The 12,916-nt window shown below is 72.1% G+C and carries 16 protein-coding genes and 1 tRNA gene; 4 read left to right on the top strand and 13 right to left on the bottom strand.

Going from position 1 to position 12,916, the window contains the following annotated elements; translation table 11 throughout:
- Positions 1 to 74 precede the first annotated feature (74 nt).
- The 12 genes from ybeY to NK718_RS08780 all read right to left on the bottom strand — a co-directional run bounded on the left by ybeY (position 75) and on the right by NK718_RS08780 (position 10,360).
- Positions 75 to 602 (bottom strand): rRNA maturation RNase YbeY, encoded by a 528-nt coding sequence (gene ybeY / locus NK718_RS08835; protein ID WP_254740726.1) that lies wholly within the window; start codon positions 600 to 602, stop codon positions 75 to 77.
- Positions 603 to 609: 7 nt separating this feature from the next.
- Positions 610 to 1,653, bottom strand: a complete 1,044-nt coding sequence (locus NK718_RS08830; protein ID WP_371877246.1) for a PhoH family protein — start codon at positions 1,651 to 1,653, stop codon at positions 610 to 612.
- A gap of 46 nt (positions 1,654 to 1,699) precedes the next feature.
- A complete protein-coding gene (gene miaB / locus NK718_RS08825; RefSeq protein WP_254740724.1) occupies positions 1,700 to 3,097 on the bottom strand; it encodes a tRNA (N6-isopentenyl adenosine(37)-C2)-methylthiotransferase MiaB in 1,398 nt (465 codons plus the stop codon).
- 123 nt (positions 3,098 to 3,220) lie between these two features.
- On the bottom strand, positions 3,221 to 4,021 hold the full coding sequence (gene olsA, locus NK718_RS08820; protein ID WP_254740722.1) for a lyso-ornithine lipid O-acyltransferase: 801 nt from the start codon (positions 4,019 to 4,021) through the stop codon (positions 3,221 to 3,223).
- A gap of 16 nt (positions 4,022 to 4,037) precedes the next feature.
- Positions 4,038 to 4,514 carry a GNAT family N-acetyltransferase gene (locus tag NK718_RS08815; protein WP_254740721.1) on the bottom strand — a complete coding sequence of 159 codons (477 nt, stop codon included), beginning with the start codon at positions 4,512 to 4,514 and terminating at the stop codon, positions 4,038 to 4,040.
- Between the two features lie 37 nt (positions 4,515 to 4,551).
- Complete coding sequence (gene tsaB / locus NK718_RS08810; RefSeq protein WP_254740720.1) at positions 4,552 to 5,250, bottom strand: tRNA (adenosine(37)-N6)-threonylcarbamoyltransferase complex dimerization subunit type 1 TsaB; 699 nt, start codon at positions 5,248 to 5,250, stop codon at positions 4,552 to 4,554.
- A 28-nt stretch (positions 5,251 to 5,278) separates the two neighbouring features.
- Complete coding sequence (locus NK718_RS08805) at positions 5,279 to 5,896, bottom strand: malonic semialdehyde reductase (RefSeq protein ID WP_254740719.1); 618 nt, start codon at positions 5,894 to 5,896, stop codon at positions 5,279 to 5,281.
- Between the two features lie 90 nt (positions 5,897 to 5,986).
- Complete coding sequence (locus tag NK718_RS08800) at positions 5,987 to 6,550, bottom strand: NifU family protein (RefSeq protein WP_254740718.1); 564 nt, start codon at positions 6,548 to 6,550, stop codon at positions 5,987 to 5,989.
- A 126-nt stretch (positions 6,551 to 6,676) separates the two neighbouring features.
- Positions 6,677 to 7,171 (bottom strand): universal stress protein, encoded by a 495-nt coding sequence (locus NK718_RS08795; RefSeq protein WP_254740717.1) that lies wholly within the window; start codon positions 7,169 to 7,171, stop codon positions 6,677 to 6,679.
- 123 nt (positions 7,172 to 7,294) lie between these two features.
- Entirely contained in the window at positions 7,295 to 8,329 is a 1,035-nt protein-coding gene (gene trpS / locus NK718_RS08790) for a tryptophan--tRNA ligase (RefSeq protein WP_254740716.1), read from the bottom strand.
- 68 nt (positions 8,330 to 8,397) lie between these two features.
- The gene (gene murJ, locus NK718_RS08785) at positions 8,398 to 9,954 is read right to left on the bottom strand and encodes a murein biosynthesis integral membrane protein MurJ (protein ID WP_254740715.1); all 1,557 of its coding nucleotides are present in this window, start codon (positions 9,952 to 9,954) and stop codon (positions 8,398 to 8,400) included.
- A gap of 61 nt (positions 9,955 to 10,015) precedes the next feature.
- On the bottom strand, positions 10,016 to 10,360 hold the full coding sequence (locus NK718_RS08780; RefSeq protein WP_254740714.1) for a hypothetical protein: 345 nt from the start codon (positions 10,358 to 10,360) through the stop codon (positions 10,016 to 10,018).
- Between the two features lie 220 nt (positions 10,361 to 10,580).
- Between NK718_RS08780 and NK718_RS08775 the strand changes: the two genes are divergently transcribed.
- The 4 genes from NK718_RS08775 (at position 10,581) to NK718_RS08760 (ending at position 12,754) form a co-directional block, all read left to right on the top strand.
- Positions 10,581 to 10,665, top strand: a tRNA-Leu gene (locus NK718_RS08775).
- A gap of 95 nt (positions 10,666 to 10,760) precedes the next feature.
- Positions 10,761 to 11,375 carry a ribonuclease D gene (locus NK718_RS08770; RefSeq protein ID WP_254740713.1) on the top strand — a complete coding sequence of 205 codons (615 nt, stop codon included), beginning with the start codon at positions 10,761 to 10,763 and terminating at the stop codon, positions 11,373 to 11,375.
- A 54-nt stretch (positions 11,376 to 11,429) separates the two neighbouring features.
- On the top strand, positions 11,430 to 12,137 hold the full coding sequence (gene lptC / locus NK718_RS08765) for an LPS export ABC transporter periplasmic protein LptC (protein WP_254740712.1): 708 nt from the start codon (positions 11,430 to 11,432) through the stop codon (positions 12,135 to 12,137).
- Positions 12,134 to 12,754 (top strand): LptA/OstA family protein, encoded by a 621-nt coding sequence (locus tag NK718_RS08760; RefSeq protein WP_254740711.1) that lies wholly within the window; start codon positions 12,134 to 12,136, stop codon positions 12,752 to 12,754. Before lptC ends, NK718_RS08760 begins: the two co-directional genes overlap by 4 nt.
- Before the next feature lie 18 nt (positions 12,755 to 12,772).
- On the opposite strand, the gene NK718_RS21945 is transcribed toward NK718_RS08760, so the two are convergent.
- Positions 12,773 to 12,895: a hypothetical protein gene (locus NK718_RS21945; protein ID WP_256515512.1), complete on the bottom strand. Its 123-nt coding sequence runs from the start codon at positions 12,893 to 12,895 to the stop codon at positions 12,773 to 12,775.
- Positions 12,896 to 12,916 lie beyond the last annotated feature (21 nt).

Here is a 12,916-nt window from a genome sequence, read left to right as displayed (position 1 = left end):
GCGGGTGGTTGATCCTGCCGGGCGCGATGGCGAGCCTGCGCCGGCTTCATGTTGCAATCATCGGAATTCGAGGTTCAGGACGCAAGCCGTCCGGAGCCGGTCTCCTCCGCGTAGGGGTCGGCGATGCCGAGCGACGCGAGCGCGCGGCGCTCCAGCTCCTCCATCGCCTCGGCTTCGGCTTCCGTCTCGTGGTCGTGGCCGAGCAGGTGCAGGAAGCCGTGGACGACGAGGTGGGTGTAGTGGTCGGCGAGCGACTTGCCTTCCTCTTCCGCCTCCCGGGCGACGGTCTCGAAGGCGATGGCGATGTCGCCGAGAAAGGGCGCGGATGTCAGCGCGCCCGGCTGGACGGCCGGGAAGGAGAGCACGTTGGTCGGCTTGTCCTGGCCCCGCCATTGCCGGTTGATCTCGCGCATGCGGGCGTCATCGGTCAGCATCACGGAGACCTGGGCCCCCGCCGCCAGCCGCGCGCCCGCGGTGCGCGTCGCCGCCTCCAGCGCGCGGGCGGCGAGCGATTCGGCGTCGGGCAGGCGGTCCCAGAGCGGGCTTTCGGCCTCGACGTCGGGGACCGGAATGGCGGGCGCGGCCGCGCTCCTGCGTGTCACGTCGCCCTCACGTCCTCGGTTCGAGGCTGGCGCGCAAATCGTCCTCGTAGGCGGTGACGATGCGGCGCACCAGGTCGTGGCGCACCACGTCGGCGTCGGCGAAGGTGACGCGGCCGATTCCCTCCACCCCGTCGAGGATGCGCACCGCCTCGATGAGCCCGGATTTCTGGCCCGGCGGCAGGTCGATCTGCGTCGGGTCGCCCGTCACGATCATGCGCGAGCCCTCGCCGAGACGGGTGAGGAACATCTTCATCTGCATGGTCGTGGTGTTCTGCGCCTCGTCGAGCAGCACGACGGCGTTGGTCAGCGTGCGCCCGCGCATGAAGGCGAGCGGCGCGATCTCGATCATCCCGGTCTGCAGCCCGCGCTCGACGTGCCGCGCCTCCATGAAGTCGTACAGCGCGTCGTAGATCGGCCGCAGATAGGGATCGACCTTCTCCTTCATGTCGCCGGGCAGGAAGCCGAGCCGTTCGCCCGCCTCGACGGCCGGGCGCGACAGCACAAGCCGCTCCACCGCGCCCTGCTCCAGCAGCTGAACGGCGTGGCCGACCGCCAGCCAGGTCTTGCCGGTGCCGGCCGGTCCCTCGGCGAACACCAGCTCCCGGCTCTTGAGCAGGCCGAGATAGGCGTGCTGGGCGGCGTTGCGGGCGCGCACGCGCTTCTTGCGCGTGCCGATTTCCTGAAACGAGGACGAGGCCCCGCCTCCCTCGGCGACCGGGAACAGGGTTCCCTGCATGGCCGTCTCCTGGATCACCCCGTCGACGTCGCCGGGCGTCAGCGTCTCGTTAGCCTGGACGCGCAGATAAAGCTTTTCCAGCACCTTGCGGGCCTGGTCCGTGCGCTCCGGCGCGCCCTTGAGGATCACGTGGTTGCCGTTGGCGTTGGCGACCACGTTCAGCCGGCGCTCCAGATGCGCGATGTTCTGGTCGTATTGCCCGAAGACGAGGCTGGCGAGGCGGTTGTCCTCGAAGGTGAGCTTGATTTCAGCCTGCTCCGCCACTCCCTGCTGGGATGACTGTCTCGTGAAACGGCTCAGCCCTTCTGGTCTCAATGGAGCCTCTCCCTCGTCGGTCCGCCCGGCCGGGCGACCTGCCAACTCATCCTGTCAGAGCGCGGCGTTCGCGCAAGGCCGCTTCGCGCTCGCCGAGCAGGCTGTGCCCGCCTGTCCCCGTGATCCTGACGCTGACGATGTCGCCGAAGCGCGCGTCGCCGGCCTCCAGCGCCACCGCCTGCAGCCAGGGCGACTTGCCCGAGACCTGCCCGGGGTGGCGGCCCGGCTTTTCCACGAGCACGTCCACCGTGCGCCCCACCGTCGCCGCGTTGAAGTCTTGGAACTGGCGCTCGATCAGCGCCTGCAAGGCGGCCAGGCGCTCGGTCTTCACCGCTTCCGGGATTTTGGCGTCCATCTCCGCCGCCGGGGTGCCCGGCCGCTCGCTGTACTTGAAGGAGTAGGCGGAGGCGAAGCCGATTTCCTCGACCAGCCGCATCGTGTCGTCGAAATCGCCGTCGCTCTCGCCCGGGAAGCCGACGATGAAGTCCGACGAGAGCGCGACGTCGGGCCGCGCCTCGCGCACCCGCTCCACGATCCGGCGGTAATCGTCGCGCGTGTGCCGGCGGTTCATGGCGGCCAGGATGCGGTCGGACCCCGACTGGACCGGCAGGTGCAGGAACGGCATCAGCTCCGGAACGTCGCGATGGGCGGCCACGAGCTCCCAGTCGCCGTTCGGCCCGGCCATGTCCAGCGGGTGGCTGGTCGTGTAGCGGACGCGCGCGATGCCGGGCGTCGCGGCGACCGCGCGAATCAGCCGGGCGAGCGACCAGTCGCCGCCGTCGGTTCCCTCGCCGTGGTAGGCATTGACGTTCTGTCCCAGCAGCGTCACCTCGCGCACCCCGGCTTCGGCCAGCCGGCGCACTTCGGCGAGGATGGCGGAAGCCGGCCGCGAGGTCTCCGCGCCTCGCGTGTAGGGCACAACGCAGAAGGTGCAGAACTTGTCGCAGCCTTCCTGCACCGTCACGAAGGCGCTGACGCCACGGGCCCGGGTGCGATCGCGGCTGGCGGCGGGCAGCGCGTCGAACTTGCTCTCGGCTGGGAAGTCGGTGTCGACCACGCCCGGCCGGCTTCGCGCCTGCTCGAGCAGTTCGGGCAGGCGGTGATAGCTCTGCGGGCCGACCACGAGATCGACGCCGCGCGCCCGGCGCAGGATCTCCGCGCCCTCGGCCTGCGCCACGCAGCCGGCCACCACGATGCCGGTATCGAGGCCCCGAAGCGCGCGCTCCTTGCGCAGCTCGCGCACGCGGCCCAGCTCCGAGTAGACCTTCTCGGCGGCCTTCTCGCGGATATGGCAGGTGTTGAGCACCACCAGGTCGGCGTCTTCCATCGCGGCGGCTTCGTCATAGCCTGCGGGCGCCAGCGCGTCGGCCATGCGCTGCGCGTCATAGGCGTTCATCTGGCAGCCGTAGGATTTGACGAATACCGTCTTGCGTTCGCCGCTCATGGTCCACTCGGCGCGTCGCGCCCTGTCGAATCGCCGCGCGCCGCGCGCGCCGGCCCTGTTCCCGCCCCGCTGTTTAGACGCTTCCGGGCCGCAAGAGAACAGGAAAGCACGGCGGGGCCGGGCTCAGACCTGCGGTTCGCGGCCGGTCGCAATGCGCGCATAGGTGGCGCGCACCTCGTGTTCGACGCGGCGCGTCACGCTCTTGCGGTCGGAGCCGGCGTCGAAGGCGATCGGCCGGCCCCAGGCGACCACGGCGTCGAGCGGCGGCCCGGCGATCATCGCCGCCAGATGCGGCAGCAGCTCCATGTCGCCGTGCCAGGCGATGGACGGCCGCTGGCAGCGCGACACCGGTAGGCCGCCGCGCCTCGGATACGCGACCGTCAGAGGCTGCACGATGACGTGACCGGTGTGGCCGGCCTCCGAGATGGCGTCGCGGGCCGCGCCGACCACGGCCGAGCGGAATGCGAGCACGCGGTTGCCGTCGCTGGTGGTGCCCTCGGCGAACAGCACGATGGCGTCGCCGCCGGCGAGGCGCTCGGCGATCTCGCGATTGGCCTCGGCCGCACCCTTGCGCCGCGTGCGGTCGATGAACACCGAGCGCTGCAGCCTGGCGAACAGCCCGAACAGCGGCCAGCTCGCCACCTCCGACTTCGCCACGAAGGACAGCGGCGCGAGCGTGCTGATGACGGAAATGTCGAGCCAGCTCAGGTGGTTGGCGACGATCAGCAGCGGCCGGTCCGGCGATGGCTCGCCGTGTTGCGCGATGCGCACGCCGAGCAGACGGCAGACGAGGCGGTGGAACAGCATCGGGATGCGCTGGCCGATCCGCCAGCCGAAGCGCACGGCAAGCGCCTGGAGCGGCAGCAGGGCCAGCGTGGCGGGAACCAGCGCCAGCAGGAACAGGGCGATCCGCAGCCGGGCCATCACGGTCGGCCCATTGTCACGGCACGTCCCGGCGCAGCACCAGGGCGGTCGCCGCGCCGCCGTCCGGTTTGCGGTAATAGGCGGCGCGGCGACCGACCTCGGCGAAGCCGAGCCGGTCGTAGAGGCGGCGCGCCGGGGCGTTGCCCTCGTCGACCTCGAGGAACAGGGCGCGCACGCCCAGCGTGGCGAGCCGGCCGAGATGGTGGCGCAGCAGCTCGCCCGCCAGCCCGCGCCCCCGTGCGCTCTTTGTCACGGCGACGGTCAGGATCTCCGCTTCGTCGGCGGCGCGGCGCGACAGCACGAAGCCGTCCAGCGCCTGGCCGGCGCCGATGCCCTGCGCCACCACGGCGGGGTCGAGGAGCATGGCCTCGAGCTCGGCCGCGCTCCAGGCGTGCGCGAACCCTTGGGCGTGGATGGCCGCCACGCGGGACGCGTCGCCGCCGCCCAGCGGGCGCACCGAAGGGGGCCGGGAGGGAAACAGGCGGGGCCACATCTTCGGGCTCGGTCGGGCTCGGGGCTGGTGAGGGTGGTCAGGAGGCTCGGCGCGGAATGTGGACGTGGTCCTGCGGCTTGGCGTCGGGCGGCCGCAGGTAGAACGGCTTGGGAAGCGCCTGCTCGGGCGAGGCCGAGACGCCGAGGCGCGCCACCCAGACGATGTCGGGCGCGGGCGTGGCGTCCTCGACCTGCGCGTCGAGGCCGAGGGCGCGCGCCTCGGCGGCCAGCAGCTCCGCGCCGCCGCCGATGACGCGCACGGGGCCGGAGCCGAGCTGCCGCGCGGCGTCGCGAAGGCCGACGATGCGCGGCGAGGCGATCGTGCGCCCTTCCGCCGTGAACGCCTGGAAGTAGATGGAGCCGTGGCGCGCGTCGATGGCCACCGCCACGATGGAGCTTCCTCCCCGGGCGATCGCCGGGGCGGCGAAGGCGGCGAGCGTGGTGACGCCCACCGCCGGGATGTCGCGGGCCAGCGAGACGGCGCGGGCCGACGCGATGCCGACCCGCAATCCGGTGAAGCTGCCCGGCCCGACGGTGACGGCGACGCGGCCAAGCCGCTCGAACCCGCCCTCCGTCGCGCCCACCACCCGGTCGAGCAGCGGCACAAGCGCCTCGGCGTGGCCGCGCGTCATCGGCAGGCTTTCCTGCGCCAGCACCTCGACGGCGTGGCCCTCCCGCGCCTCGACGACGCAGGCGGAGCACGCTTCCAGCGCGGTGTCGATGGCGAGCAGGCGCACTCGGGGTCTCCCGGCGGGAGGACCCGCCTCACACGATGCTGCAGAAATCCTCGAAATCGAGGCGCGGCAGGCGGGGACGCAGGCCGGCCGGGTCACCATAGCCGAGATTGCACACGAAATTCGACCGGATTGTTCCCGACGGGAAGAAGGCCGCGTCGATGCCGGCGCGGTCGAAGCCGCCCATCGGGCCGCAGTCGAGCCCCAGCGCGCGGGCCGCCAGGATCATGTACGCGCCCTGCAGCGACGAGTTGCGCAGGCCGTTCTCCTCGATCGCGGCGGGCTTGCCCTCGAACCAGCCGCGCGCGCCCGGGTTGTGCGGGAAAAGCTCGCCCATCTTCTCGTAGAAGCGCAAATCGTAGCCGACGATGGCGTTGACCGGCGCGGCCAGCGTCTTGGCGCGGTTGCCCTCGCTCATCAGCGGGCCGAGCTTGGCCTTGGCCTCCGGCGAGCGCACGAACACGATGCGCGCCGGGCAGGAATTGGCGGCCGTTGGGCCGAGCTTCATCAGGTCGGCGAGGCGATGCAGCAGCTCGTCCGGGACGTCGCGGTCGAGCCACGCATTGTGCGTGCGGGCGTCGAGGAACAGCTGGCGCAGCGCCTCGTCCGACAGGGGCGCGCGCGGGTTGGAAGGTGTGACGGCGTTCATGGCGAAGTCTTTCGAATGGGAACACGGCCGCGGTCGCGCCAGTCCGGCGCGCGCGGCGAAAACCGGCGGAAACCGACGGCGCGGAAGGGGTCAGATGGCCTGGACTTCCCGCACGTCGGGGAGGAAATGGCGCAGCAGGTTCTGGATCCCGTGCTTCAGCGTCGCCGTGGAGGACGGGCAGCCTGAGCACGAGCCCTTCATGGCCAGGTAGACGACGCCGTCGCGGAAGCCGCGGAAGGTGATATCGCCGCCGTCGCCGGCCACGGCAGGGCGCACGCGGCTTTCCAGCAGCTCCTTGATTGTGGCCACCGTCGGCGCGTCCTTCTCGTCGAAGAACTCGCCGTCCGCCTCGTCCTCGTCGGCGTGCGACTCGCCGTCGAGCAGCGGCTCGCCGGAGAGGAAATGCTCCATGATCGCGCCGAGAATGGCGGGCTTGAGGTGTTGCCACTCGCCCTCGCCCTTGGTCACGGTCACGAAATCGGAGCCGAAGAACACCGCCGTCACGCCCGGGATGGCGAACAGACGGCGCGCCAGCGGCGAGCGTTCGCCCGCCCGCGAGTCGCGGATGTCGAGGGTGCCGTCGCTCATGACGCCGCGTCCGGGCAGGAACTTCAGCGTCGCGGGGTTCGGAGTGGCTTCGGTCTGGATGAACATCGGGATCTCCTCACGCGTCCGGTTCAAGGCCGGCGGTTGGATGCAATGCGTGCGTTCTAGCACATTCTTCTGGAAATTGGGCCGCGCGCGGCGCGAATCAAGTCTCCGCGCCACGCAAGGCGCAGCTCACGCCAGCGCGTCGATCTCGCGGTCGCCGAGCTGGCCGGGGACGATGGCGATGGGCACCGGGAAGGAGGCCGCCACCTTCATCGTGTAGGAGACCAGCGGCCCCGGGCCCTCGCTGCCCGACCCCGCCGCGAGCACGAGCAGGGAGATGTCCTCGTCTTCCTCGATCAGCCGGACGATTTCCTCGGCGCGCGGGCCGGTGCGGATGGCGCGCTGCGGCTCGATGGCCGCCACGTCCCGGGCGCGGCGCGCCGCCTTCTCCAGGTGCGCGTTGGCCTCGGCCTCCGCCTCGGCCTTCATCAGCTCGCCGACGCCGAGCCAGTGCTGGTAGTCGGGCGGGCTGATCACCCACAGCATCAGCAGGTCCGCGCCGACGCGGCCGGCGCGGCGCGCCGCGAAGTACAGCGCCTTGTCGCATTCGGGGGTCTCGTCGACGACGACGAGGAACTTGGGGCGATGCCCCGTTTCGTAGGATCGCCTCGGCTTGCCGGTCATCGCCGCATCTCCGGCCTCGTGAGCGCGGGCCGGCCTCGCCCCCGCGCGCGGCCCGCCCCGCCATGCTGACAGCGCGGCCGGGCGCGGGCAAGCCGGGGCGTCGCCGCCCCGGCCGTCGTGGTCTCAGCGCACGAAGCCGACGATGTCCTTCACGGCGGTCATCACCGGGGCGGCGATGGCGCGCGCCCGGTCGGCGCCGTCGCGCAGCACGCCGTCGATATAGGCCGGGTCGCCCTGCAGGCGCTTCATCTCGGCGCCGATCGGGCCGAGCCGGGAGACCGCGAGGTCGGCCAGCGCGCCCTTGAACGACGAGAACTGCGCCCCGCCGAACTCCGCCAGCACCTTCTCGCGGGTGGTGTCGGCGAGCGCGGCGTAGATCACCACGAGGTTCTCGGCCTCCGGCCGGCCGGCGAGGCCCTCGACCTCGGTCGGCAGCGGCTCGGGGTCGGTCTTCGCCTTGCGGATCTTCTGGGCGATGGTGTCGGCGTCGTCGGCGAAGGTCAGGCGCGAATAGTCGGACGGGTCCGACTTCGACATCTTCTTGGTGCCGTCGCGCAGGCTCATGACGCGCGGCGCCGGCCCCTGGATCAGCGGCTCCGGCAGCGGGAAGAAGCCTTCGCCGTGGCCGTGCGCCGCGATGCTGGGGCCGTAGTCGTTGTTGAACTTCTGCGCGATGTCGCGGGCCAGCTCGAGGTGCTGCTTCTGGTCCTCGCCCACCGGCACGTGCGTCGCCCGGTAGACGAGGATGTCGGCGGCCATCAGCGAGGGATAGGCGTAGAGGCCCAGCGACGCGTTCTCGCGGTCCTTGCCCGCCTTCTCCTTGAACTGCGTCATCCGGTTCATCCAGCCGATACGCGCGACGCAGTTGAACACCCAGGCGAGCTCCGCGTGCTCGTGGACCTGGCTCTGGTTGAAGACGATGTGCCGCTTCGGGTCGATGCCGCTGGCGATGAAGGCGGCGGTCACCTCGCGGATGCTGCGGGTAAGCTCGGCCGGGTCCTGCCAGATGGTGATCGCATGCATATCGACGACGCAGTAGATGCACTCGTAGTGATCCTGCAGCGCCACGAAGCGCCGGATTGCGCCGAGATAATTGCCGAGGTGCAGGTTGCCGGTGGGCTGCACGCCGGAAAAGACACGCTGGTGGAAGGCGGTCATCGCAGTCGATCTCCTCAAGGGAGGCGCGTTATGGCAAGCGCGCGGCCGGCGCGCAAGGCCCGCCCGGCTCAGGACTCGCCGCGCAGGTCGCGCAGCGAAGCCGCCCCGCTGGCGAGCGCCAGCGCGCCGTAGAGCGCCGCTCCGCCGGCGCACAGCGCCAGCAGCGCCGCCACCCGTCCCATCGAGCCGCCGTCCGGCGACAGCGCCGGCGCCGCGCCCGCCGCCGCCGCCGCGACGGCGGCGCCCATCAGGACGCTGCACGCCGCCATGCGCAGCACGCGCGAGGCGGTGGCCCGGTCAGGCCGCAGCCAGCCGGCCGACCATGCCGCCGCCGCCAGCAGGGCGGCATGCACGGCCGCGCCGACGGTGACGCCGGCGGCGATGCCGGCGACGTCCCATGCCGGCGCGAGCGCCGTCGCGGCGGCGGCGGTGGCGGCCACCCCGGCCAGCGCGGCGGCGAGCGGCGCGCGCACCGACTCCCGGGCCAGGAAGGGCTGGGCGAGCACGCGCACCACGGCGGCGAGTGGCAGGCCCGGGGCGAGCGCCGCCAGCGCTTGCGCCGTCGCCACGGCGTCCTCCCGGCCGAATTCGCCGCGCTCGAACAGCACCGAGACGATCGGCTGCGCCAGCGTGGCGAGCGCCACGGCCGCCGGCAACACCAGCAGCAGCGTCCAGGCGAGCGAGCGGTTGACCGCGCCCGCCACCGCCGCGCCGCCGCCCGACGCCCACAGCCGCACCATTTCGGGCAGGAGCACGACGCCCGCCCCCGCCGCGACGAAGCCGAGCGGAAGCTGGTAGAGCCGGTCGGCGTAATAGAGCCGCGCCACGGCGGCGTCCGTCCGCGAGGCGATTTGCGTCGCCACCACGATGGCGAGCTGGCCGGCCGCCATCGTCAGCAGGCCCGGCGCGCCGATCGCGAGCGCGCGGCGCAGCTCCGGCGACCAGCGCGGCCGGCTCCAGAGCGGACGGTCCGGCATGGTGCGAATGGCGGCGGCGAGCGCCGCGAGGTGGACAATCCCGGCCAGTGTCGTGGCGGCCGCCAGCCACAAGCCGAGCCGTTCCGGCGCGGCGTCGCTGGCGCGCAACGCCAGCAGCACGGCGACCAGCACGAGATTGACCGCGACGGGCGCAAGGGCGGCGGCGAGCACGCGGCCGCGCGCGTTGAGCAGCGCCCCGGCGGTTGCGGTGAGCATCGACGCGCCAACCAGCGGCAGCATCAGGCGGGTGTAGTCGACGGCCAGCCCGAACCGGGTGGGGTCGTCCGCGTAGCCGGCGGCCAGCGCCAGCACGAGCAGGGGCGCGGCCAGCTCGGCGAGGGCGACGACGCCGAGCATGGCGAGCCCCACGCCGGCCAGCGCCTCGCCGGCGAAACGGCGCGCCCGCTCGTCGCCCTCCTCCCGGCGCAGCCGGTTCTCCACCGGCACGAGGCCGCCGTTCAGCGCGCCCTCGCCGAGGACGCGCCGGAACAGGCCGGGCAGGCGGAAGGCGACCACGAAAGCGTCGGCCGCCGGGCCGGCCCCGAGGACGGCGGCGAGCAGCACGTCGCGCGCGAAGCCGAGCACGCGCGACAGGGCGGCGCACGCGCCCACCACCAGGGCGGAACGGGCCAGGAGCGACGGCCCCATCAGCGGAGGAAAAGCAAACGGCGGCGCGAGGAGGGGGAGGGCTCGCGCCGGGCCGGGGGGTTCAAGGCCGGCGCGCGCGCCGCGCCCGGGCGTGGACGCGGGCCGGGATCAGGCCGACGACGCGGCCTCGGCGCGGTCGTCCCTCGTCGTCCCGTGCGCCGACCAGCATGATCGCCCCGCCCGCCACGAGGCTGCCGAAGGTGACCATGAATCCGCCCGCCATCAGCGCGAAGGCGACGAGCCCCGAGTCGGACCGGAGCATCAGCCGGCCCACCCCGTGCACGTCCAGCGCCACGATCGACAGCGCGAAGGCGAACCCGAGCGCCGCTCCGAGACCGGCCTGCGTCACGACGAGGCGCAGCGCCGGATTGCGGGACCACGCGGCGGAAAGGGAACCGGGACGCATGAAGTCGTCCTCCTGCGGAAATACACCCCAAAAGTGGGCCCTGCGGGCCGTCATGACAAGGATTAATTCAACGCCCGCGGTTCGCTCGTCGAGCGAGGCCGCCGCGAAGCCCGTCCGCCGGGGCGGGTCCGGGCCGCCAAAATTCTTTCCCAAAATTCTTTCCATGCCGCCCCGGACGGCGATTGACAGGGCCAAGCCGCCCCCGTAAACACCGCGCCGGGCCCAGGTGGCGGAATTGGTAGACGCGCTGGTTTCAGGTACCAGTGGGTAACACCGTGGAGGTTCGAGTCCTCTCCTGGGCACCATCGACTCCCGAGGTGCGCCCGCATCTCACGCCGGGGCGCCGGACGTCGATGCATCGCCGGGACGCCCTGGCGCGAAAGGCCCCTCGGACATCCGCATGACAATCCGGCTGCACAAGGGCGACCTGCCCGCCGACGTCGATTTCGGCTCCGTGGTGGCCATCGACACCGAGACGCTGGGCCTCAATCCGCATCGCGACCGGCTCTGCCTCGTGCAGCTCTCCTCGGGAGACGGCTCGGCCGAGCTGGTGCAGCTGCCCGCCGGGCCGGTGGAGGCGCCGAACCTCGCGCGGCTGCTCGGCGACCCCGCCGTGCTCAAGCTGTTCCATTTCGCCCGCTTCGACCTCGCCGTGCTGTATCACCGCCTCGGCGTGATGCCGTCTCCGGTCTACTGCACCAAGATCGCGTCGCGGCTGGTGCGCACCTATACCGACCGGCACGGGCTGAAAGACCTCGCGCGCGAGGTCCTCGGCGTCGATCTGTCCAAGCAGCAGCAGTCCTCGGACTGGGGCGCGGAGACGCTGACCGAGGCGCAGCTCGCTTACGCCGCCTCCGACGTGCTCTATCTGCACGCGCTGAAGGACAAGCTCGACGCGATGCTGGCCCGCGAGGGCCGCGCGGACCTGGCGGCCGCTGCGTTCGACTTCCTGCCGACGCGGGCGCGGCTCGACCTGCTCGGCTGGCCGGAAACCGATATCTTCGCCCATAGTTGACGCCTCTCGGCGCCGGGAAGAGGCGCGGGAGCAGGGAAGGCAGCGACGGACGACATGACGGCTGGCGACACCGAGTTCGGCGCGATGGCGGCGCGCGTCCGGCAGGACGCGGCGAGGGATCGGCGCTACCGCGACGCGGTCCGCCACTCGCGGCGCGTGCGCTTCCTGCGCCGGGCGATTCCGATCGGCGCGGCCGCCACCGTGGCGGGCATTCTGTTCGTGGCGATCTTCGACCCGTTCCGCGGCGTCCCGGACGTGTCGATCGGCGGCATCAGCGTCAACGGCTCGCGCATCACCATGGAGCTGCCGCGCCTCACCGGTTTCAAGCGCGACAGCCGGCCCTACGAGGTGACGGCGCAGTCGGCCTCGCAGGACATCAAGGCGCCCAACATCATCGAGCTGACGCAGCTCAAGTCGCGCATCGCGCTGGCCGACCGGGGCTTCGCCACGGTGGAGGCGGCCCGGGGCGTGTACGACAGCCAGGCCGAGAAGCTGACGCTGGAGCGCGACGTGCGCCTGCACACCGAGAACGGCTACGACGTGCTGATGCGCTCGGCGCTCATTCAGTTCAAGGCGGGCACGGTGGGCAGCGCCGATCCGGTGACGGTGCGGTTCAACGGCGGCACCATCGACGCGTCCGCGGTGGACATGTTCGACAATGGCCAGCATATCATCTTCATGGGCCCGGTCCGCACCGTGCTGGAGCCGGACCCCGCTATGAAGACCGCCGCGCCGGCGTCGCCCAAGGAGCCCTCGCCATGAAGCGCCTCGTCCCCCTCCTCGTCGCCCTGCTGGCGGTGTCGCCCGTGGCGGCGCAGCAGAAGCGCGGCTCCGGCGTGCCGGCCTTCGGCCCCAGCTCGAAGGCCCCGATCCAGATCGACGCCGACAAGCTGGAAGTGTTCAGCAAGGACAACAAGGCGGTCTATTCGGGCAACGTCGTCGCCGTGCAGGGCGAAACGACGATCAAGGCCGCGACGATGACCATCTTCTACGACCGCAATTCCGAGACGGCGGCTCAGCCGGCGGGCGGCGGCGACGCCAAGCCGGAGGGCAAGTCCGAGGGCACGACGCTGCGCCGCGTCGAGGCCAAGGGCGGCGTCACCGTGCTGTCCAAGGACCAGGTCGCCACCGGCGACGAGGGCGTGTTCGACCGCGGCGCCAACAAGATCATCCTCACCGGCAACGTGGCGCTGAGCCAGGGCGAGAACGTCACCAAGGGCGAACGGCTCGTCTACGACACCGACTCCGGCGTGGCGCAGATCGAGAGCAGCCCGCGCGGCGGGCGCGTGCGCGGACTGTTCGTCACCGGCGACGAAGAGAAGAAGGGCAAGCCGGCCCCGGCCAAGCCGGCGGCGCCGCCGCAGAAGCCCAAGACCTGACCGGACCGGCGGGGTGGCTCAGGCCGCGGGCGACGAGCCGTCCGCGCGGGCGCGCGGCGACGCGCCGGCGCCGAGGGTCGCGCCGACCCCGAGGCCGACGAAGGCGAAGATCGAGACGGTGAGAACGTAGAACGGAAGCATCGGAACCCGGCAATCGGCGCG

The organism is Alsobacter ponti (genome assembly GCF_024294805.1).
Taxonomy (GTDB): domain Bacteria; phylum Pseudomonadota; class Alphaproteobacteria; order Rhizobiales; family Beijerinckiaceae; genus Alsobacter; species Alsobacter ponti.
This window is presented reverse-complemented; position numbering and strand designations above follow the sequence as displayed.